The sequence below is a fragment of the Microbacterium sp. genome, from assembly GCF_048259935.1.
GTDB lineage: Bacteria > Actinomycetota > Actinomycetes > Actinomycetales > Microbacteriaceae > Microbacterium.
The window spans coordinates 318,131-338,640 of record NZ_JBLXHF010000001.1; the positions used below are offsets into that span (position 1 = coordinate 318,131).

The window sequence follows — 20,510 nt, forward strand, 5'->3', positions numbered from 1 at the left end:
GTGCTCGATCCGCGTCTGGACCCGTGAGTCACTGACGTTGACGCTCTCGATCCAGATCGGCGGCAGTGGCCGGCGATCGTCACGCAGCACTGGTTCGACGGTTCGCAGCAGTTCGCGGGCGGGGTCTCGCGGCGCGCCGAGCCCGTGCGCGACGACGTCGAACGATGCGCGCCGGAAGCCGTTGCGCATCGCCTGAAGCAGCGGCTCGACCCACGGAGCCGACAGCGGCACGACGACGTCGGCCTCCAGCCCGAACTGCACCGTGTCGACGTCACGCCACAGCAGGGGAAAGGCCGGGTCGATTCTGGTCAGCGTCGTCGGAGAAAGAGGAGGCATTCCCCGAGTCTGACCAGCGCATGCGCGCCGAGGGGCGCAATTCGATGATCAGTGGACAACTTCGCCGAATTCGGCGAAGTGCAGAGCGAGTCGTGCTGCGATCACACCGGCTTCTCGTCGTCAGCGGGCCCGCTGTCCGAGTCGCCGTCAGCGTTATTGTCGGCGTCTCCCGAGAAGTCGTCGCCGTCCAGCAGACGAGCGAGCGCTTCGTCGAATTCATCGGCAACCGGTTCCTCGCCGCGCGCGCGGGCCTGAAGTCGTGCAATGAGCGCCGTCGGGTCGTCGATGTCCGCTGCCGAAGGCAGCAGATCCGGGTAGTCCCAGAGCGAGTCGCGCGCGCTGATGCCGACAGCATCCGTCACCTTGCGCCACATCGCGGATGCTTCGCGCATGCGTCGTGGGCGCAGCTTCAGGCCGACCAGCGCACCCAGGGCGTCCTCTGCAGGACCACCGACTGCACGGCGGCGGCGGGCTGCCTCGGCCAGTCGCGCACCATCGGGAAGGCGGGAGGTGGCCTCGCTGGTGACGACATCCACCCAGCCGTCGATCATCGCGATGATGTTCTCGAGTCGTGCGAGAGCCTCGCGCTGCGCCTCGGTCTGCGTCGGCAGCAGCGCTCCGCCTTCGATCGCCGCGCGAAGCTCTTCGGGGTTCGAAGGGTCCAGGCGGCTGGCGACGTCTTCAAGCGCATCGACATCGACCGTCACCCCGCGCGCGAAGTCGGTGATCTGCGACATGACCTGCAGGTGCAGCCACTTCGCGTGCCGGTACAGGCGGGCGTAGGCGAGCTCACGCGTCGCGAGATAGAGGGTGATCTGGTCTTCGGGAATCTCCAGCCCCTCACCGAACGCGGTGAGGTTCTGGGGGATGACGGCAGCCGTGCCCGCAGGAAGCACGGGGATGCCCACGTCACCGCCGGAGACGACCTCGAGCGAGAGGTTGCCGAGCACCTGAGCGAACTGCGCCGCGAACACCGAGGAGCCGAGGCCGCGCATGAGCTTGCCCGCGCCCTGGATCGCGTCACGCATGTCGTCGGGAACCTGCGAGTCGAGCGCACTGGTGAGGGCATCGGCGATGCTGGTCGAGACGGGCTCGGCGATCTCCCGCCATACCGGCAGAGTCTTCTCGACCCACTCGCCGCGCGTCATGGCCTGGGGGCTCTCTGACAGTTCGGCGATGGTGGTCGCCTCGCCGAGCCAGAGGTTTGCGAGGCCGAAGGCATCGACCAGGGAATGGCGAGAGCCATCGGTGATGCCCTGGCCCTCCTTGTTCGCGATGTGCAGGGCCTGCCGCAGGGTGTTCTCCCACGGGTCACCGCCGAACACATTCTGCAGCTGCTGGGAGAGCGCGGCCATCATCGCTGGATCGAACTGGATGCCGCCTTCACCGCCGAGCGCGTTCTGCAGCGCGCTGAGATCGAAGTCTCCACCGCCCGCGCCGGACATCATTTTGCGCAGGAACTCCTGGAAGTCTTCCGGGTTCGGATCGTTGTCTGCCATTTCGTCGCCTCTCAGCACGTCGCTAGCCGTGCCATCTACGCTAGTCACAGGTTTCTGCGCGCACCCCCGGCGCGAGCAGATCGCTGTACGCCGGTCGCGAACGACGGAGGAAATCACGTGGCACGAACTCGTCCTGCCCGCATCGGGCTCGGAGTGTGGGCGCTGATCGTCGCACTTGTGGCTCTGGTCGCCCTGACCTTCTTGCCGACGCCCTACGTCATTCAGCGTCCGGGCCCGGTGTACAACACTCTCGGGACTGCGGCAAGCGCTGATGGCGAGCAGGTGCCGCTCATCGAGATCGAGGGCACGAAGACCTTTGAGACGAGTGGAAGCCTGAACCTGACCACTGTGCAGGTCGTCGGCAACCGTGAGCGCACGCCGTCATGGTTCGAACTCGCGCTGGCATGGATGGATTCGTCCCGCGCAGTCGTGCCCTTGGATTCGGTGTTCCCCGTGGGCGTGACCAGCGAGCAGCGCGATGAGCAGAACGCGATGCTGATGGTCGACTCTCAGCATGAGGCGACAGCGGCGGCACTGCATCAGCTCGGCTATGACACCGGCGCCGAAGTCGAGGTCGTATCGATCGTCGAAGACTCGGCCGCAGACGGACTGCTCGAGGAGGGTGACCGCGTCGAAGCCGTAGACGGCGAACCGCTCTCGAGCGCCAGCGCGCTGCGGGCCGCGGTGCAGGACTCCACGGGCGAACCTCTCGAGCTGACAGTGCTGCGCGATGGCGAAGAGAAGCGGATCGAAGTCACCCCGAAGCAGGAAGAGGTAGGCGGCGTCGACACCTGGTTGATCGGCATCTCGTTCACCACCGAGTACGACTTTCCGATCGATGTCGCCATCCAGCTCGACAACGTCGGCGGGCCGAGCGCCGGCATGATGTTCGCGTTGGGAATTGTCGACGAGCTCACACCGGGCAAGCTCACCGGCGGCAAAGACATCGCGGGAACCGGCACGATCGACGCTACGGGTGCCGTGGGGCCGATCGGCGGCATCCGTCAGAAGCTGTACGGCGCGCGTGATGCGGGAGCGGACTACTTCCTTGCGCCGTCCACGAATTGCAATGAAGTGGTCGGTCACATCCCGGATGGGCTGACGGTGATCAGCACCTCGACGCTGGAGGAATCGCTCGATGCGCTCGAGGTGATCGCAGACGGCGGTGACATCGACGCGCTGCCTGCCTGCACGGCTGCGGCTGGCTGACACGCGGCTCGCGCACAGCAAACGATGCATAGGATGGACGGGTGACCACGACCTCGGCGCCGAATCCGGCCACGCCTCGCACATCCCGACGAATTCTGACCATATCGCTGGTCATCATCGCCGCACTTGTCGCGGCGTTCTTCGTCTTTGCCTCCCTCTACACCGATTTCCTCTGGTTCGACCAGGTCGGATTCGCGAATGTCCTGACGACCCAGTGGCTGGCAGCCGCATCGATGTTCGCCATCGGGTTCCTCGGCATGGCGGTGCCGCTGTTCGTCGTGATCCAGCTCGCCTACCGGCTGCGTCCGGTGTACGTGCGACTGAGCTCGCAGCTGGACCGGTACCAGGAGGTCATCGAGCCGTTGCGACGCCTGGCGATGTGGGGCATGCCGATCTTCTTCGGCGTCTTCGCCGGCTTCGCTGCCGCAGGCAACTGGGAGACCGTCTGGCTCTGGTTCACCGGCGGCGCCACCGGCGTCATCGACCCCGAGTTCGGCATGGACACCGGGTTCTACCTCTTCGCGATGCCGTTCTACTCGATCCTGCTCGCCTTCGTCTCGGCCGTCATCCTGCTGTCACTGATCGTCACAGCGCTGGTGTCATACCTGTACGGTTCGGTCCGCATCGGTCAGGGTGAGCTGCGCATCTCGAAGCCGGCACGCATTCAGCTCGCGATCCTCGCCGGCCTCTACCTGCTCGTGCAGGCGGCCAGCCTCTGGCTCGACCGGTTCAAGACCCTCGTGGCTGAAGAGGACCGCATCACCGGTGCCGCCTACACGGGCGTGCACGCCACGATTCCCGGAATGGCGATCCTTGCCATCCTCGCCGCTCTCGTGGCCATCCTCTTCTTCGTCACGGCGATCATCGGCCGCTGGCGCTTCCCGCTCGCGGCGACCGCACTGCTGATCGTCGCATCGCTGGTCGTCGGCGTGGGCTACCCGTGGGTTGTCACGACCTTCCAGGTGCGTCCGAACCAGAACAGCTTCCAGGCACAGTACTACGAGCGCAACATCGAGGGCACGAAAGAGGCGTACGACATCGCCGACCTCGAGGTCACGCCGTTCAAGGCCGTCACCGATGCTGAGGCCGGTCAGCTCCGCGAAGATGCCGAGACGACGACATCCATCCGCATCCTCGACCCGAGCATCATCAGCCCGACCGTGCAGCAGCTCGAACAGTTCCGCGGGTACTACCAGTTCCAGGACGTGCTTGACGTTGACCGCTACGAGATCGACGGCGAGTCGCAGGACACCGTCGTCGCCGTCCGTGAGCTCGACGTGAACCGTCTGGGCGACAGCAACAACTGGAACAACCGCACAGCGGTCTACACGCACGGCTACGGACTCGTCGTCGCCGCAGGCAACCAGCGCACGAGCGAGGGCGAGCCGGTGTTCCTCGAACGAGGCATCCCCTCGTCCGGCTTCCTCACCGAGACTGAGAAATTTGAGCCGCGTGTCTACTTCGGCGAGGACTCCCCGCCCTACTCGATCGTCGGAGCGCCTGAGGGCACCGAGCCGGTCGAGATCGACTACCCCCGTGGTGAAGACGGTGCCAGCGAGACGAAGACGACCTTCGAGGGCGACGGCGGACCGCACATCGGGAACACCTTCAACAAGCTGCTGTTCGCGCTGAAGTTCCAGGAAGCGGAGATCCTGTTCTCTGACCTGGTCAACAACGATTCGCAGATCCTGTACGACCGCGACCCCAAGCAGCGCGTGCAGAAGGTCGCCCCGTACCTCACGCTCGACAGCGATCCGTACCCCAGCGTGGTCGACGGCGAGGTCGTCTGGGTCATCGACGGCTACACGACCAGCTCGACGTACCCGTACTCGACGAGCGTGAGCCTCTCCGACGCGATCGCCGACTCGAACACGGCAGCGCCGAACTTCACGATCGACGACATCAACTACATCCGCAACTCCGTCAAGGCGACGGTGAACGCCTACGACGGTTCGGTGACGCTCTACGCATGGGATGACGAGGACCCGCTGCTGAAGGCATGGCAGAAGGTCTATCCGACCACGATCGAGCCGATCAGCGAGATGTCGGCAGATCTGATGAGCCACGTGCGCTACCCGACGGACCTGTTCAAGGTTCAGCGCGAAATTCTCGAGGTATACCACGTCGACACGCCGAGCTCCTTCGCTCAGCAGGACAACCGTTGGCAGACGCCGAACGACCCGCGCAACGAGAACCAGCTGCAGCCGCCGTACTACCTGTCGATGCAGATGCCGGGGCAGGATTCGCCGCGGTTCTCGATGTTCTCGACGTTCATTCCGGCATCCGCTCAGGGAACGACGAGCCGCAACGTGCTGATGGGTTACCTCGCGGTGGACTCGGATGCCGGGTCGACGGCAGGGAAGAAGGCCGAGGGATACGGGCAGTTGAGGATGCTTGAGATCGACGCCGATACGACGGTGCCGGGCCCCGGCCAGGTGCAGAACACGTTCGACTCGGATACGACGATCGCCGACAAGCTCAACGTTCTGACGCTCGGCAAGTCCGAGGTGCTCTACGGAAACCTTCTCACCCTCCCGGTTGGTGGCGGTCTGCTCTACGTGCAGCCCGTGTACATCCAGTCCTCCGAGGGCACCCAGCTGCCGCTGCTGCAGAAGGTGCTGGTCACCTTCGGCGACAGCGTCGCATTCGAAGACACTCTCACCGGTGCGCTCGATGTGATCTTCGGCGGTGACTCGGGAGCGAGCGGCGGCGATGAGGAAGTGGAGCCCACCGATCCAGGTGAAGGCGGCACCACGCCACCCGACGAGGGCACGACCGAGCCGGGAACGACGGACCCGGGTACGAGCACGGACCCTGACGCCTATGCCGCAGCGCTCGACGCGGCGCAGAAGGCGATGACCGACCGCGACGCCGCACTGAAGTCGGGCGACCTGACCGCGTTCGCCGAAGCAGACAAGCGACTGACGGCTGCCGTCACCGAACTGCTCTCGCTGGAGGCATCCAGCGGCAAGTAGCCGCACTCGGCTCGCCAGCGATTCTGGATGCTGGATGGATTGGGTTGGTTCTGAATACTCAGAACCGGCTCAAACCATCCAGCATCTTGCTGTATGCGCCATATTGCGTGGCGGGCCAGGCGCGGGTCGCGTCCGGGCAAAGCAGAAGGCCCGGATCCTTGCGGATCCGGGTCTTATAGCTTAGCACGGCTCTGAGGGGCCCGACGCCACCGGCCGGGATGGGTGATGATGGGAGCATGTCCGATCTCGCTGTCGCTGTCTGCCAGTTCCGCCCGAGCGCTTCGCGCGCGGACAACCGAGCCCGCGTCGCCGAATTCACCGCGAAGGCTGCGGCCGGGGGAGCGCGCCTCATCGTCTTCCCGGAGTACACCAGCTATTTCGTGGAACCGATGGATGCCACCTTTGCCGAGAACTCCGAGACGATCGAGGGCGAGTTCGTCGCCGCGCTGCAGGATGCGGCATCCGCTCACGACGTCACCATCATCGCGGGCCTGGTCGAGAGCGCGGGGGAGCGCGTGCGCAACGCGCTCGTCGCCGTGGATGCGACGGGGCTCCGCGCCGTCTATCGCAAGCAGCACCTCTATGACGCGTTCGGGCAGACGGAGTCGGATTGGATCGAAGCCGGCGAGCTCGACGAACCACAGACGCTCGACATCGACGGCCTACGGATCGCCATGATGACCTGTTACGACCTGCGCTTTCCGGAAGTCGCACGCAGGCTCGTGGATGCCGGAGCCGATGTCATCGTCGTACCGGCAGAGTGGGTGCGCGGACCGCTGAAGGAACACCACTGGACGACGCTGCTCGCGGCGCGTGCGATCGAGAACACCACGTACGTCGTCGCGGCAGATCACCCGACTCCGATCGGCGTCGGACACTCTCAGATCATCGACCCGCAGGGCGTCGTGATCGCCGGTGTCGGTACGGCAGAGGGCATCGCCGTCGCAGAGCTCTCGACCGCGGCGATCGCCAAGGTGCGCGAGACGAACCCGGTGCTCGAACTGCGCCGCTACCGCGTCGTCCCGCGCTAGAACGTCCCGTGCTAGAACCGCCGCGTCAGAAGGTTGTCGCGGCGAGGCGCGCCACGGCATCCTCGATCACTTCAACGCGCTTGCACGCCGCGAATCGCACCAGCCCTGCATAGTCGTCCTGATGCTCGAGGCTCACGAAGGCGCTGAGCGGAATCGCGACGACTCCGGCCTTCTCCGGAAGTGCACGGCAGAAGGCCGCGGCATCCGCCCCGCCCAGAGCTGTGGCATCGGCGACCGTGAAGTACCCGCCCTGCGGCGCGATGACCTCGAATCCGGCGGCGCGCAACCCGTCGCCGAGGATCTCGTGCTTGCGCAGGAGAGTGGCGGCAGCATCCGCGAAGAATGCATCCGGCAACCGCAATCCCACCGCGATCGCGGGCTGGAACGCAGATCCGTTCACGTAGGTGAGGAACTGCTTCACCGTCAGCACCGCAGTGATGAGGTCAGCGGGGCCATGGATCCAGCCGATCTTCCACCCGGTTGTGGAGAACGTCTTGCCCGCTGATGAGATGGTCAGCGTCCGCTCTGCGGCACCGGGCAGCGTCGCCAGCGGCATGTGGGCGGCGCGGAAGGCGAGGTGCTCGTACACCTCGTCGGTCACGATGATCGCTCCGTGCTTCTCTGCCAGCCGCACGACTTCGTCCTTCACCTCACGGCTGAACTGGATGCCGGTGGGGTTGTGCGGATCGTTCACGAGGATGATGCGCGTCCGGTCGGTGACGGTCGCAGCGAGCACGTCGAGATCCGGCTGGAAGTCGCCCCGGCGCAGCGGAACGGTGCGCAGGCGTGCGCCGGCCAGCGCCACGGCGGCGGCATACGAGTCGTAGTACGGCTCGAAGACGACGACTTCGTCATCGGGGGAGTCGATCAGCGCGAGCAGGGTCGCAGCCAGCGCCTCCGTGGCTCCGGCGGTGGCGATGATCTCCGTGGCGGGATCCACCTCAAGACCATAGAAGCGCTTCTGATGCTCACTGATCGCGTCGAGCAGATCAGGGATGCCGCGACCCGGTGGATACTGGTTTGCACCGCGCGAGATCGCCTCGCGTGCGGCCTCGAGTACCTCGGTGGGGCCGTCTTCATCGGGGAATCCCTGACCGAGATTGATCGCGCCGGTTCTCGCTGCAGCCGCAGACATCTCTGCGAAGATGGTGGGCGCGACTGCGCCGTCTGCGGAGAGCAGGCCGGCACCGGCCGCAGTGCGCCGCCAGGCGCCAGGAATAGCACTCATGCAACCCAGGCTAAGGCCATAGGCAGCACTCACCTCGCCCATATCGAACGCACAGCTACAAGCGGCACTCTGAAATGGCGTTGATGAAGGAGCAGACATGAATCAGAGCAACACCCCCGAGCAGCCCTCGTCCCCCGAGCAGCCTGCGTCGCAGACTCCGGCTGGCACAGGTGCCGGTCACCACGACATGCCCGCTGCGTTCACATCGCACGCGGCGCCGCAGCATCCGGCGCCGGCCCAGGGCGCCGCGTTCGGTATCGCGCAGACGGCCGACCCGAATGCGCAGACCATTCCTCTTGCGCCGTACGCAGGCCAGTACGGCACGGCGGATCACACGACTCAGGGGTCGATGACCGAGGCGAAGACGAAAGAGAAGAAGCCGTTCGGCGCAGGCAAGGTCGCAGCGCTCATCGTGGCGGCAGCCCTTGTCGGCGGCATCGCCGGCTTCGGCGGCAGCTACCTCGGCACCACGATGTGGGCGCAGCCGGCCGGCTCGACGGCGACGGGACCTGGAACCATCACGGTGAACAACCCTGGCTCGGTGAACGAGACCACGGCCGTTGCCACCGAAGTTCTTCCCTCTGTCGTCACGATCCAGGTAGCGGGAGCAGATGGATCGGGAAGCGGTTCGGGCGTCGTGCTCAGCGATGACGGATACGTCCTCACCAACACGCACGTGGTGACTCTCGGCGGTGCGGAGGCCAACCCCACCGTTCGGGTCTCCACATCAGACGGCCACATCTACGATGCGGAGATCGTCGGCACTGATCCGATCTACGACCTCGCCGTGATCAAGCTCGAAGGGGCGAAGGACCTCACCCCGATCGAGTTCGCCGACTCCTCGAAGCTCAACGTCGGTGACACCGCTGTTGCGGTCGGCGCTCCTCTGGGGCTGTCGAACTCGGTCACCACTGGCATCGTCAGCGCGCTGAACCGCAGCATCCAGATTGCCTCTGCGGCGCTTCCGGATTCTGCGGGGCAAGACGCGCCCGATGACCAGGGCGAAGGCGATCAGGGTGGCAGCCCGTTCCAGTTCGATCTGCCGGGCACGCAGCAGCAGACGCCGAAGTCGTCGATCTCGATCTCGGTGATCCAGACGGATGCCGCCATCAACCCCGGAAACTCCGGTGGGGCGCTCGTCGACAGCGAGGGCAGTCTCATCGGCATCAACGTCGCGATCGCCACGGCCGGCGGGGGACAGGAAGCCGGCTCGATCGGTGTCGGTTTCGCCATCCCGTCGAACATCGCTCAGCGCGTGTCGCAGGAGATCATCGAGAACGGTGCGGCCACGCACGGACTGCTGGGCGCAACCGTGCAGGATGCCGCCTCGGTCAAATCAGCCGACGTCTCTGGCGCAGTCATCGTCGAACCGACCCAGGGCGGGGCGGCGGACGCCGCCGGGATCAAGAAGGGCGACATCGTCACGGAGTTCAATGGACTCCCGATCGCTGGAGCCACCGACCTCACCGCACAGGTCCGCGCGGCAGCGGCCGGCAGCGACGCGACGATCACCTACGTTCGCGACGGCAAGTCGTATGAGACGAAGGTGGAACTCGGAGAATTGAACCTCTGAGCGCACGCGCGTTCACAGATTCGGACGCCACCCCGCGATAGGCTCGCGGGGTGGCGTCCTTCTCTTTCGGCTCCGGCAACGCAGCGAAATTGCTGAGGATTCCGTTGTATGCCGCAGGCCGCATAGGAACCGTTCTCGTTCCGCGTGGGCGACGCTGGGTGTTCGGGTGCGGCGCCGGTGTCGGCGATGGGGCTCTCGCGCTCTGGCGCATCGCCACAGCACGAGGGCATGACGCCGTGTGGCTGGTTTCTTCGCCTCGCGAGCGAGCGGATGCCGCGGCCCTCGGCATCCCCACGATCAAGAAGTCCTCTCTGCGCGGCTGGTGGGCCACGGCGCGCGCAGGCGTGCTCGTGGTCACGCACGGGCAGGGGGATGTGAACAGGTACGCCACCTCTGGCGCGTTTCTCGTGCAGCTGTGGCATGGAATTCCGCTCAAGCGGATCGGTCTTGATTCGGCGGCGACGACCCAGGTGCCGAATGTGCCTGGGGCGCCGGTGCTGCGCAGGCTGATCGAACTTCTGTACCGAGCGGCCGCGCAGCGGATCAGGCTGATGCCCGCGGCATCCGATCGCTCGCGCGGACGGTTGGAGTCGGCCTTCGCGCTCGGTGACTCACGTGTGGTCGTCACCGGCGAGCCGCGAGTGGACGTGCTCTCGTCCGGTTCGTCGCAGGAGCGGCGCGCCGCGGCATCCGCACTGCTCGAAGAGGTGACGTGCGCCCTTCCAAAGGACGCGCGCACGCTTCTGTACGCGCCGACCTGGCGCGACGGCGCTGACGATCCCGCGATTCCCGCAGCTGACGACTGGGTGCGGTTGATCGCGCTGCTCGAAAAGCAGAATGCCGTGCTGTTCGTGCGTTCGCATCCGCTGGGAGCCGGCGGGTATCAGCCGCCGTTGCCGAGCGCACGGGTGCGGATGCTGGGCTCTGACCTTCTCGCCGACGTGACGCCGGCGCTGCCAGGCGTGGACGTGCTCATCACCGACTACTCCTCGCTGGCCTACGACGTCGGACTGCTCGGGATGCCGGTGCTCTACCTCGCGCCGGATGCCGAAGAATATGCCCGCACGCGGGGGTTCTACGGTCGATACGAGGATGTCGCGGGGACCGATGTCGCACAGGACTGGCAGACCGTGACCGACCAGCTCGACAGACTGCTGAGCGATGAGGGTGCGTTCACCGCGCGTTCTGCGGTGTCCAGTACGCTCAGCGCACAGGTGCACGCGTATCGCGACGGACAGAACTCCGACCGCGTGTACCGCGCAATATGTGCGCGGGCAATCCCCGCGCCGAAGGGAGCACGATGACGACCATCCGCATCGACGACCAGACGGAGAGTCTGGTCATCGCGGGTGACGGGGCAGCCCCCGCGTACGGCGTGCTCGGAGGCCCGCGCGCCAGAGTCGAGGCGACGCTCGTGACCGACGAAGCGGCGCACGCCGGGGACGAGGCGACGTGGACGGCGACCTTCCCCCTGCGCGTGTCGCGATGGGGCGGCGAGGCGCTGCCATTGCCGTCGGGCGAGTACCGGCTCGACCTTGCCGGAGTCGACCTCTCTGACGTCGAACTCGGAGCGCGAGTGCTGCAGGGTCCGCGGATCGCGGTTCGTGGTGACCGCGTGGAGATCGCTCCTCCGATGGAGCTCTTCTACGACACGCGCGAGGGCCAGGCGGAGCTCGAGGCGCAGTACGCGGCCGAAACAGGTGGCGACGAGAACGCCGTGTTCTTCGAGAGCTTCTACGGTCAGAGTGCGGGGTGCAACCCGCGGGCGATCGATCGCGAGCTCGCCGTGCGTGCTCCGAATGTCGTGCGCTACTGGAGTGTCGTCGACCTCTCGGTTCCCGTGCCGGACGGCGCGATCGCGGTGGTCGAGGGCAGCCCCGAGTGGTGGCAGGCCCGAGCGCATTCCCGGCTGCTCGTCGTCAACGACTGGCTACGGCGTCGTTTCGTGCGCAAATCGGGGCAGAAGGTGCTGCAGACCTGGCACGGCACGCCGCTGAAGCGTCTGGCGTTGCATCGCCCCGGCTTCGACCCTCGGCGCATGGCCGCAGTGGTGAAGGAATCCAGGCGCTGGGATGTGCTGCTGGCGCAGAACCTCTACTCGGAACGGATCCTCAAGAAGGCGTACGCGTTCTTCGGCCGACCGATCTGGACCGACGGCTACCCCCGCAACGACATGCTCGTCACGGGTGATGGGGCAGCAACGCGGGCGGCACTGGGGATCGGTGCGGAAGAGCGTGTGCTGCTGTACGCGCCGACGTGGCGTGATGATCGGTCCGAGATGGTCGACTTCATCGACCCGCAGACTCTCGCCGAGCAGATGGACTCGGTGGTCCTCGTGCGCGGTCACTCGCGAACCCTCAAACCAGGCAGAGACACGTCGGGTGCGCGCGTGGTCGATGTGACCGGCTTTCCGGAGACATCGCAGCTTCTGCTCATCGCGGATGCGCTCATCACCGACTACTCCTCGGTGATGTTCGACTACAGCGTCACAGGTAAGCCGATGTTCTTCTTGGTTCCAGATCTGGATCACTACCGCGGTCAGCTGCGCGGCTTCTACTTCGACCTCGCCGAGCGTGCACCTGGTCCACTGGTGAAAACGCAGGATGAACTGGTCGCGGCTCTTCTCGATGACTCGGTGCCTGGCCATTTCGCTCCGCGCTACGCGGCGTGGCGTGGCCAGTTCAACCCTCGCGACGACGGGAAGGCCTCAGAGCGGGTGGTCTCGCGCCTTCTCGACCTCGGCTTCCTCGCCCCGTAGAACGCCGCAGGCCTGCTGCGCCCGTTGCGTCGGTTGCGCCCGTTACACTCGTCAGTCCGGATCACGGATGCCGGTCGAAAAGGCGGCATATCCGCTGACGGCTGTAATCGGGACTGACGTCTGTGCCTTGCGGGCCCGAGCGCGCCGCCGCGGCTAAGGCAGCGGAGTGTTCTGCGTGCCGAGCCGCGAGGCGTCGACGGTGTCGCGGGCACCGCGCAGCACGCCGACGATGAAGCCGTAGCCCCACGCCAGGTGCATCGTGGGCAGCACGGCGAGGGTCCAGACGCGCTCGCGTGCGGATTCGCCTCCGCCCGGTCGCAGCGCCATGAACGCGACGAGCAGCGCGTACGCGATCAGCGGGAGGTAGACGATGGATGCCACCACAGAGGCGATGCCGCCGAGCACGCGAGTCAGCTGCAGCGCCCCGACAATCACTGCGAGCACGACGCCCAGCAAGAGTGCCGGGGGAGCGAAGAAGCGCAGCCCGTTGCTGCGTCCGTAGCGTCTGACCAGCTCGCCGCGCCACGCCCCTGTCGCCCGGAACTGCCGAGCAAGACGCCACCAGCTCTCGCGGGGCCAGTAGGTCACCTGCAGTGCGGGGTCGAGCCACACCTTGTGGCCGGCCTGGCGAATACGCAGGTTGAGTTCCCAGTCCTCGCCGCGGCGGATGGTCTCATCGAAGAGCCCGACTTCTTCGAGCACCGAGCGACGCATGACGCCGAGGTAGGCGGATTCGGCTTCACCCTCGTGGGTCGTGCCGTGATAGGCGCCGCCACCGAGGCCGATGGGGGAGTTGTAGGCGCGTGCGACGGCCTTCTGGAAGGGCGCGCGTCCTTCGGCGTGCATCACACCGCCGACGTTCGCAGCTCCGGTGCGCTCGAGCGTTGCGAGTGCCCGCTGCGCGTAGCCAGGGGCGAGCTCGGAGTGCGCGTCGACGCGCACGATCGTCGCATACCGGCTCGCGCGGATCGCGGCGTTCAAACCGACAGGGATGTGCGCGTCAGGGTTGTCGACGAGGCGGATGCGGTCGTCGCTCGCGGCAAGCTGCTGTGCGAGTTTCGTCGTGCCGTCCGTGGAAGGGCCGAGAGCGAGCACGAGCTCGCTGGGGCCTGCGAGCTCCTGTGCCAGCACGGATGCGACGGCGTGCTCCAGGTAAGCCCGTTCGTTGAGCACGGGCATGATGAATGACACTCCGACCGGAGACGTTGTCGAATCGTGCTCTTCCACCTGTCGATCATGTCATGGCGGGCCAGGCGTACACGCGTACTCTTAACAGGTGGGTGCTGTCCGGGACTTCAAGAAGGCGTATCGTCTGCTGCGCAAGGCTCTGCGCTCGCGCAAGGCGGTACAGCGGGTCCGGCGCCAGGTGAAGACCCTGCCGCCCCTGCCAGAGGATCACTACAAGATCGCCGTCTACTTCGCCGATGGTGCAGTCAACATGTACCAGATGCGCCAGTGGTATCAGCCGTTGGCTGAGCTCGCCGAGCAGTGGCCCGTCGTCGTGATCGCGCGAAACGCCAACGGCGCCGAGAAGCTGATGGATGAGACTGAGATCCCCGTCGCTTTCGTTCCCACCGTGCGCGACGTCGAGCGCTTCATCGCCGAGCAGGACATCCGCATCGTTCTGTACGTGAATCAGAACACCCGCAACTTCCAGATGTTCCGCTACGGGCGGCGCTGGCACGTGTTCATCAATCACGGCGAGTCCGACAAGATGTACATGACCACGAACCAGTACAAGGCGTACGACTACGCCTTCGTGGCCGGTCAAGCGGCGCGCGATCGCCTGAGCCGTACGCTGTGGGACTACAACATCGATCGACGCACGATCGAGATCGGTCGCCCGCAGGCCGATCATTACTCCGGAGTCCTGCCGTACACCTCTGACGAGCGAATCGTCGTGCTGTACGCGCCCACCTGGGAAGGCGACCGTCCGAGCGCCCACTACGGGTCGATCGCAACGCACGGCGAGACTCTCGTGAAGGCGCTGTTGGCCACGGGCCGGCACCGCGTCATCTACCGTCCGCACCCGCGCAGTGGCGTCGTCGACGACGCGTACGGTGCAGCGCACAAGCGCATCGTCTCGGCCATCACAGAGGCGAATGCATCCGATCGCGATGCGCAGCACGTCTTCGACGATGGTCCAGAACTCGGCTGGCAGCTGGCGGCAGCGGATGTCGCGATCGTCGACATCTCCGCGATGGTCTACGACCGTCTCGCGGTCGGCAAGCCGCTGATGATCACGCGCCCCCTGGATGAGAACGCTCAGGTCGACACCGCCGGATACCTGTCGGACTGCGAATGGCTGACGGCGGATGCCGCATCCTCGATCGTGTCGGAGATCGACCGGGTGCGCGCCGACGAACAGGCGATCGCGAAGCTGCAGATGTGGGTGCAGCACTACTTCGGCGACACGACCCCTGGCGTTGCGACCGCGAAATTCCACGCTGCGATCGAGCAGCTCATGTCGAAGTGGGAGCGGTGGCAGCAGCGCGAGATGGGCGTCGTCGTCCCCGACGAGGACGATGACGACGAAGAAGACAAAGACGACGAGTCCGAGATCCACTGAGGGGTCCGTCGAGTCCGATTTCAGAGGCGTGCGTCGATGATCCAGTCGTGATCGAGCGCGAGCAGGGTCGAGTCGCTCGTGAGAAGACGCAGACGCTCGCACTTTGCCTGGGCCATCAAGAAACGGTCGAACGGATCGTGCCGGACGAGGGATTCAAAATCCAGGAGGGCGCCGGCATGCTCTGTTCGGAACGGCAGTTCGCTCAGGCCTGATGCGGCGAATATCTCGGGGAACTCATCTCCGCCCGGCAACGGCATGCGACCCAGCATGTGTTTGACGACGATCTCGGACACAGAGACTGATGAATAGTGCACACGCGGAGCGTTGTCGATCATTCCCCGGCTGACGCTGCCCAAGCGAGGGCTGTTGTGGACGAGCCAGATCAGGGCGTTCGTATCGAGGAGCATCAGACTTGCTGCCCGTAGAAGAGCTCATTGATCTCGTCATCCACGCCATCGAATATGGCGGGGTCATGTTCGGGCGCATCGCGGGCAAGTCCGTAGACGACCGTCAGCTCGCGATGAGGGATCAGGTCGACGACAGGCTGGCCTGCCCGTGCGATCGTCACCTTCTCGCCGGCGAGAACCTGCGCGATCAGCGCCGAGAGCTGGCTCTTCGCTTCATGCACATTCACCTGAGTCATACTTCTAGCTTAGCTAAGTCTGGCTAAGTGGTAAAGGCTCCGTAGACTGACGCGCATGGACTTCTCGCAGGCTGCAGCTGTCACGTCAAGACTCGAGGTGCTGACGGAGTCGGCGTCAACGAATGCCGCGTTGCGCACCCTGTCGGCGGATGCTGAGGCGTGGCCGCACCTGTCCGTCATCGTCACCGACAATCAGACTGCCGGCCGCGGGCGCCTTGATCGTTCGTGGATCGCGCCGGCGGGATCGGCGCTGGCAGTGTCGGTGCTGATCCGTGAGCTTCCCTCGCGGCCCGAAGCGATCGGCTGGATCCCGCTGGTTGCGGGGTTGGCGATGGCGGATGCCGTGGCCGCACAGCTTGTCGGGCATGAGGTGGCAGTGAAATGGCCGAATGATGTGCTCGTCGATGGCAAGAAGATCTGCGGCATCCTGGCTGAATCGACCGGGACGGCCGTGATCGTCGGCAGTGGTGTGAATACGGCAATGGCGGCTGAGCAGCTTCCGGTGCCCACAGCGACGTCATTCGCGGCACTCGGTGAGGTCTGCGACGGCGACCGCCTGATCACTGACTATCTGCGCCGACTCGATGGGCTGCTCAGTGCACTCGTCGCGTGGGAAGACTCCGATCGCAGCGGCATCCACGACGCCGTATCCGCACGCTGCGCGACGCTGGGGCGCGAGGTCGACGTTGATCTGCCTGACGTGTCGACCCTGCACGGCACAGCGACCGGGATCGATGCCGATGGCCGATTGTGCATCGATGTCGCTGGCATTATGCATGTCGTCTCGGCTGGAGACGTCGTCCACGCCCGGCTGACGTAACGACGCTGCCGAGGCGAACACGGCGCGGTGCAGCCGGAGATGTCGGTGTCTGAAGGCACAATGGAGGCATGACCCAGCCAGTGACCCTCGGCGGTCGGCCGATGATGCCGCCGCCGGGAGCGCCTGCCGAAGAACGGCTCATCGCGCGCTTCCGCGGGCATGCGCGCCGGTTGATCTGGTCCGCGCTTCTGCTGATCGTCGTGTGCGGGGCGACGGGCTATCTCTACGGCAATCTTCCGGAGGGCTTCGAGGATTGGATGCTGCTGACCGCAGCCGGCGCGCTCATCGTCGTCGGCGTGATCATTCCGTTCTTCATCTGGCTGTCCCGCACCTATACGCTCACCACGCGACGGGTCATTGTTCGCCATGGGACGGGCGCCCGACATCGCGAAGAGATCTCGCACGTGCGCGGCTACTCGATCGGGGTGCGTCGTGGTCCTCTGCAGCGTCTGGGGGGAGCCGGAACCATCACTCTTTCCAACGGCATGGACGTGCCGGTGCGACTGGTGAACATTCCCAACGTGACGCTCGTCCATGAGGCTCTGGCCGATCAGATCGAGGTGAATCAGATCCTCGCGCATCGTGACGCGCAGTCCGCGCCCGAAAGTGAGGGCATGATCTGATCGTGCGTCGCAGGAGCCCGCGCCATGCGGGAGAATAGGTGCGACGAACGGAGATCTACATGGCGTTGCGCATCGGCGTGATCGGCGGCGGACAGCTGGCCCGGATGATGATCGCTCCGGCGGTCGAGCTCGGACTCGACATCCGCGTGCTCGCTGAATCCGAGGGGATGTCGGCACAGCTCGCCGCGACGGCCGTGGGGGACTACCGCGACCTCGAGACCGTCCGCGCTTTTGCGAAGGATGTCGACGTCATCACCTTCGATCACGAGCACGTGCCGCAGGAAGTGCTGCGTGCTCTGGTGGCCGAGGGCGTCGCCGTGCATCCAGGGCCTGATGCTCTGCGTTTCGCACAGGACAAGCTCGACATGCGGGCGAGGCTCACTGAGCTCGGAGTCCCGCAGCCCGACTGGGCCCGTGTGACAGGCGCCGCAGCGCTGCAGGCGTTCCTCGACGATCACGGTGGGAGCGCCGTCGTGAAGACTCCTCGTGGAGGTTACGACGGCAAGGGCGTGCGTGTTGTGCGCTCTGCCGAAGATGCAGACGACTGGTTCGCACAGCTCGCCGAGGACGACGCACTGCTCGTCGAAGAGCTCGTCTCCTTCCGTCGCGAACTCGCCCAGCAGATCGCTCGGCGCCCGAGCGGCCAGATGGTGGCGTACCCCGTTGTCGAGACCGTGCAGCGCGATGGCGTGTGCGCCGAGGTTCTCGCGCCGGCTCCGGCGGCCACCGACCGCCTCGTGCAGGTTGCCGAGGGGATCGGACGCCAGATCGCTGAAGGACTGGGCGTCACCGGAATGCTCGCTGTCGAGCTCTTCGAGACCGACGATGAGCGAATCCTCGTGAACGAGCTCGCAATGCGTCCGCACAACAGCGGCCACTGGAGCCAGGACGGCGCGGTGACCGGCCAATTCGAGCAGCACCTGCGTGCGGTTGCCGACCTGCCGCTGGGGGATCCGAGCCCCAGGGCGCAGTGGTCGGTGATGGTGAACATCCTCGGTGGTCCGGCGGAGGGCTCGTTCGAGGATCGTTTCGAGGCAGCGATGTCGGAGCACCCCGACGCGAAGATCCACACCTACGGCAAGGAGGCACGTCCAGGCCGCAAGGTCGGACACGTCAACACAGCCGGCGATGACCTGGATGACGTCGTCTACACCGCGCGCGCCGCTGCCGCGCATTTCGCCTGACCCTTCGACAGGCTCAGGGATCGACAGGCTCAGGGATCGACAGGCGCGCCGTTCAGCGGAACCCGGGGTATCAGAAAGTACCCTGGGGGAGTGACTGAGCCGCTGCATTCCTCTGCTGTGCCCGTTGTCGGCGTCGTGATGGGTTCCGACTCCGACTGGCGTGTGATGAGCGACGCCTCGCAGGCGCTCACCGACTTCGGCATCCCGCATGAAGTAGAGGTCGTCTCGGCGCACCGCACGCCTGACAAGCTCATGCAGTACGCGCGCGAAGCGCGGGGCCGCGGCATCCGGGTCATCATCGCTGGTGCGGGTGGCGCAGCCCACCTTCCGGGAATGCTCGCATCTATGACGGCTCTGCCGGTCATCGGCGTTCCCGTACCTTTGGCTTATCTCGACGGCATGGACTCGCTGCTCTCGATCGTGCAGATGCCTGCAGGCATCCCCGTCGCCACGGTCTCGATCGGCGGCGCTCGCAACGCCGGCATCCTCGCTGCTCGAATTCTCGGCTCAGCGGACGATGCGCTCGCTGACCGGGTCGAAGAATACGCGAAGACCCTCGAGTCGCAGGTGGCGGAGAAGAACGAGCGACTCAAGGGTTCCCTGTGACTCTGGCCCAGCCGCGCAGCAGCGCGTCGCCGAGGTCGGGAAGACCGCTGATCGAGACGCGTCCGCTCCGCAATCCCGATGCGGCCGACTCCGCGTTCATGGGGCGGCGCGGGTGGTGGCTGGTCGTCATGAATGTGCTGGTACCCGGGTCGGCCCAGGTTCTCGCGGGACGCAGTCGTAAGCTCGGCCGTTTCGGGCTGGGGGCGACCCTGCTCAGCTGGTTCCTGGTGATCTGCGCGATTGCCGCCGCACTCTTCTGGCGATCGGGACTGATCGCACTGGCATCCAACTGGTTCGTTCTCACGCTGGTTCAGGTGCTGCTCATCGGCTATGCGGTGCTGTGGGTTGTCCTTACGCTGAGCACACTGCGCCTGGTGCGTCTGATCAAGGTGCCGCCGATCTCACGCCTCGCCATTCCGGTGGTCGCGCTCGTGATCATGGGAATGCTCAGTGGCGGTGCGGGATACGCGGCGAGTATCGCGGCATCCAGTCGTGGCGCGATCAATGACATCTTCGGGCAGAGCGGCCCGAGTCTTCCGCCCAGCGACGGCTATTACAACATCCTGCTGCTCGGCGCCGACAGCGGCGACGGACGCGACTCTATGCGCTTCGACAGCATGTCGGTGGTGTCGGTGAACGCCGACACGGGAGCGGTGACGATCTTCGGCATTCCCCGCGAGCTGCCCGGTGCGCCGTTCAGTGAGGGCAGCCCGATGCAGGCGCTCTACCCGAACGGCTTCGAGGGGCATTCCTCGCAGAACTGCGGGTGGAACCCGTGGATGAACCACGTGCGCCAGGCAGCGGAGATATGTCGCGAGGATAACGGCACGGGGCTCTACCCCGATGCGGAATCTCACGGTTCCGACCCGGGAATCGAGGCGACGAAGGATGCCGCGGAAGGGGTGCTCGGGATCGATATCCCGTACTACATCTTCGTCGATATGCACGGTTTCGCCGCCATGATCGACGCTCTCGGCGGCGTCGACATCAACGTCACAGAGCGGCTCCCGAAGGGCGGTCCCCCCGAGGACTGGACCGGCGATGACGTCAATGAATGGGCGATCGGATGGATCGAGCCCGGGCAGCAGCACATGGACGGTGACACGGCCCAGTGGTATGCGCGCTCGCGCTACACGACCAGTGACTGGGATCGCATGCAGCGTCAGAGAGAGCTCCAGGTTGCGATCCTTGACCAGTTCACACCGCAGAACATCTTGAGTCGCTTCAATGACATCGCGGCCGCCGGTACGGTCCTCATCGACACCGACTTGCCGCGTGACAAGCTGAGCGAGTTCTTCGACCTCATGCTGAAAGCGAAAGAGCAGCCGGTCACGACGATCGAGCTCGTTCCTGAGAACGGCATCGACGAGTTCGAGCCCGACTACGCGTTCGTTCACGAACTCGTGACGCAGACCCTGCATCCGCCGACGCCGGAGCCGACAACGGAGCCGTAGGG

The 20,510-nt window shown here is 65.6% G+C and carries 17 protein-coding genes; 12 read left to right on the forward strand and 5 right to left on the reverse strand.

Annotated features, from left to right (window positions below; all coding sequences use genetic code 11):
- Window positions 1-437 precede the first annotated feature (437 nt).
- Window positions 438-1,835, reverse strand: a complete 1,398-nt coding sequence (locus ACN0RC_RS01470) for a zinc-dependent metalloprotease (RefSeq protein ID WP_417508278.1) — start codon at window positions 1,833-1,835, stop codon at window positions 438-440.
- A gap of 117 nt (window positions 1,836-1,952) precedes the next feature.
- On the opposite strand from ACN0RC_RS01470, the gene ACN0RC_RS01475 reads away from it, so the two are divergent.
- The 3 genes from ACN0RC_RS01475 to ACN0RC_RS01485 all read left to right on the forward strand — a co-directional run bounded on the left by ACN0RC_RS01475 (window position 1,953) and on the right by ACN0RC_RS01485 (window position 7,050).
- The gene (locus tag ACN0RC_RS01475) at window positions 1,953-3,044 is read left to right on the forward strand and encodes a PDZ domain-containing protein (RefSeq protein WP_417508279.1); all 1,092 of its coding nucleotides are present in this window, start codon (window positions 1,953-1,955) and stop codon (window positions 3,042-3,044) included.
- 41 nt (window positions 3,045-3,085) lie between these two features.
- Window positions 3,086-6,019, forward strand: coding sequence for a UPF0182 family protein (locus tag ACN0RC_RS01480; RefSeq protein ID WP_417508280.1), 2,934 nt, complete (start codon window positions 3,086-3,088; stop codon window positions 6,017-6,019).
- Window positions 6,020-6,255: 236 nt separating this feature from the next.
- Window positions 6,256-7,050, forward strand: coding sequence for a carbon-nitrogen hydrolase family protein (locus ACN0RC_RS01485; protein ID WP_417508281.1), 795 nt, complete (start codon window positions 6,256-6,258; stop codon window positions 7,048-7,050).
- A 25-nt stretch (window positions 7,051-7,075) separates the two neighbouring features.
- On the opposite strand, the gene ACN0RC_RS01490 is transcribed toward ACN0RC_RS01485, so the two are convergent.
- The gene (locus ACN0RC_RS01490; RefSeq protein WP_417508282.1) at window positions 7,076-8,278 is read right to left on the reverse strand and encodes an aminotransferase class I/II-fold pyridoxal phosphate-dependent enzyme; all 1,203 of its coding nucleotides are present in this window, start codon (window positions 8,276-8,278) and stop codon (window positions 7,076-7,078) included.
- A gap of 97 nt (window positions 8,279-8,375) precedes the next feature.
- Here ACN0RC_RS01490 and ACN0RC_RS01495 point away from each other — a divergent pair, with 97 nt between their 5' ends.
- The 3 genes from ACN0RC_RS01495 to ACN0RC_RS01505 are packed head-to-tail and all read left to right on the forward strand — an operon-like array spanning window position 8,376 to window position 12,609.
- The gene (locus ACN0RC_RS01495) at window positions 8,376-9,851 is read left to right on the forward strand and encodes a S1C family serine protease (RefSeq protein WP_417508283.1); all 1,476 of its coding nucleotides are present in this window, start codon (window positions 8,376-8,378) and stop codon (window positions 9,849-9,851) included.
- A 50-nt stretch (window positions 9,852-9,901) separates the two neighbouring features.
- The gene (locus ACN0RC_RS01500; RefSeq protein ID WP_417508284.1) at window positions 9,902-11,155 is read left to right on the forward strand and encodes a CDP-glycerol glycerophosphotransferase family protein; all 1,254 of its coding nucleotides are present in this window, start codon (window positions 9,902-9,904) and stop codon (window positions 11,153-11,155) included.
- A complete protein-coding gene (locus ACN0RC_RS01505) occupies window positions 11,152-12,609 on the forward strand; it encodes a CDP-glycerol glycerophosphotransferase family protein (protein ID WP_417508285.1) in 1,458 nt (485 codons plus the stop codon). Before ACN0RC_RS01500 ends, ACN0RC_RS01505 begins: the two co-directional genes overlap by 4 nt.
- A gap of 153 nt (window positions 12,610-12,762) precedes the next feature.
- On the opposite strand, the gene ACN0RC_RS01510 is transcribed toward ACN0RC_RS01505, so the two are convergent.
- Window positions 12,763-13,788, reverse strand: a complete 1,026-nt coding sequence (locus ACN0RC_RS01510; RefSeq protein ID WP_417508595.1) for a glycosyltransferase family 2 protein — start codon at window positions 13,786-13,788, stop codon at window positions 12,763-12,765.
- Window positions 13,789-13,885: 97 nt separating this feature from the next.
- Between ACN0RC_RS01510 and ACN0RC_RS01515 the strand changes: the two genes are divergently transcribed.
- Window positions 13,886-15,178, forward strand: a complete 1,293-nt coding sequence (locus ACN0RC_RS01515; protein WP_417508286.1) for a CDP-glycerol glycerophosphotransferase family protein — start codon at window positions 13,886-13,888, stop codon at window positions 15,176-15,178.
- A gap of 20 nt (window positions 15,179-15,198) precedes the next feature.
- Here ACN0RC_RS01515 and ACN0RC_RS01520 read toward each other — a convergent pair whose 3' ends face one another.
- Both ACN0RC_RS01520 and ACN0RC_RS01525 read right to left on the reverse strand, forming a co-directional pair.
- Window positions 15,199-15,585, reverse strand: coding sequence for a type II toxin-antitoxin system VapC family toxin (locus tag ACN0RC_RS01520; protein ID WP_417508287.1), 387 nt, complete (start codon window positions 15,583-15,585; stop codon window positions 15,199-15,201).
- Window positions 15,585-15,821: a type II toxin-antitoxin system Phd/YefM family antitoxin gene (locus ACN0RC_RS01525; protein ID WP_417508288.1), complete on the reverse strand. Its 237-nt coding sequence runs from the start codon at window positions 15,819-15,821 to the stop codon at window positions 15,585-15,587. The genes ACN0RC_RS01520 and ACN0RC_RS01525 overlap by 1 nt, the downstream gene beginning before the upstream one ends.
- 55 nt (window positions 15,822-15,876) lie before the next feature.
- Between ACN0RC_RS01525 and ACN0RC_RS01530 the strand changes: the two genes are divergently transcribed.
- The 5 genes from ACN0RC_RS01530 (at window position 15,877) to ACN0RC_RS01550 (ending at window position 20,508) form a co-directional block, all read left to right on the forward strand.
- On the forward strand, window positions 15,877-16,641 hold the full coding sequence (locus ACN0RC_RS01530; RefSeq protein WP_417508289.1) for a biotin--[acetyl-CoA-carboxylase] ligase: 765 nt from the start codon (window positions 15,877-15,879) through the stop codon (window positions 16,639-16,641).
- A 68-nt stretch (window positions 16,642-16,709) separates the two neighbouring features.
- Entirely contained in the window at window positions 16,710-17,264 is a 555-nt protein-coding gene (locus ACN0RC_RS01535; RefSeq protein WP_417508290.1) for a PH domain-containing protein, read from the forward strand.
- Window positions 17,265-17,323: 59 nt separating this feature from the next.
- Window positions 17,324-18,448, forward strand: a complete 1,125-nt coding sequence (locus tag ACN0RC_RS01540) for a 5-(carboxyamino)imidazole ribonucleotide synthase (protein ID WP_417508291.1) — start codon at window positions 17,324-17,326, stop codon at window positions 18,446-18,448.
- Window positions 18,449-18,586: 138 nt separating this feature from the next.
- Window positions 18,587-19,054, forward strand: coding sequence for a 5-(carboxyamino)imidazole ribonucleotide mutase (gene purE, locus ACN0RC_RS01545; protein WP_417508597.1), 468 nt, complete (start codon window positions 18,587-18,589; stop codon window positions 19,052-19,054).
- Window positions 19,051-20,508 carry an LCP family protein gene (locus tag ACN0RC_RS01550; RefSeq protein ID WP_417508292.1) on the forward strand — a complete coding sequence of 486 codons (1,458 nt, stop codon included), beginning with the start codon at window positions 19,051-19,053 and terminating at the stop codon, window positions 20,506-20,508. Before purE ends, ACN0RC_RS01550 begins: the two co-directional genes overlap by 4 nt.
- Window positions 20,509-20,510 lie beyond the last annotated feature (2 nt).

What these genes read in the sequence shown, in the direction of transcription:
- ACN0RC_RS01485 (WP_417508281.1), top strand. Translation starts at nt 6,256, where the DNA reads ATGTCCGATCTCGCTGTCGCTGTCTGCCAGTTCCGCCCGAGCGCTTCG.
- ACN0RC_RS01510 (WP_417508595.1), bottom strand. Translation starts at nt 13,788, where the DNA reads ATGCCCGTGCTCAACGAACGGGCTTACCTGGAGCACGCCGTCGCATCC.
- ACN0RC_RS01525 (WP_417508288.1), bottom strand. Translation starts at nt 15,821, where the DNA reads ATGACTCAGGTGAATGTGCATGAAGCGAAGAGCCAGCTCTCGGCGCTG.
- ACN0RC_RS01520 (WP_417508287.1), bottom strand. Translation starts at nt 15,585, where the DNA reads ATGCTCCTCGATACGAACGCCCTGATCTGGCTCGTCCACAACAGCCCT.
- ACN0RC_RS01490 (WP_417508282.1), bottom strand. Translation starts at nt 8,278, where the DNA reads ATGAGTGCTATTCCTGGCGCCTGGCGGCGCACTGCGGCCGGTGCCGGC.
- ACN0RC_RS01535 (WP_417508290.1), top strand. Translation starts at nt 16,710, where the DNA reads ATGACCCAGCCAGTGACCCTCGGCGGTCGGCCGATGATGCCGCCGCCG.
- purE (WP_417508597.1), top strand. Translation starts at nt 18,587, where the DNA reads ATGGGTTCCGACTCCGACTGGCGTGTGATGAGCGACGCCTCGCAGGCG.
- ACN0RC_RS01470 (WP_417508278.1), bottom strand. Translation starts at nt 1,835, where the DNA reads ATGGCAGACAACGATCCGAACCCGGAAGACTTCCAGGAGTTCCTGCGC.
- ACN0RC_RS01495 (WP_417508283.1), top strand. Translation starts at nt 8,376, where the DNA reads ATGAATCAGAGCAACACCCCCGAGCAGCCCTCGTCCCCCGAGCAGCCT.
- ACN0RC_RS01540 (WP_417508291.1), top strand. Translation starts at nt 17,324, where the DNA reads ATGGCGTTGCGCATCGGCGTGATCGGCGGCGGACAGCTGGCCCGGATG.
- ACN0RC_RS01505 (WP_417508285.1), top strand. Translation starts at nt 11,152, where the DNA reads ATGACGACCATCCGCATCGACGACCAGACGGAGAGTCTGGTCATCGCG.
- ACN0RC_RS01530 (WP_417508289.1), top strand. Translation starts at nt 15,877, where the DNA reads ATGGACTTCTCGCAGGCTGCAGCTGTCACGTCAAGACTCGAGGTGCTG.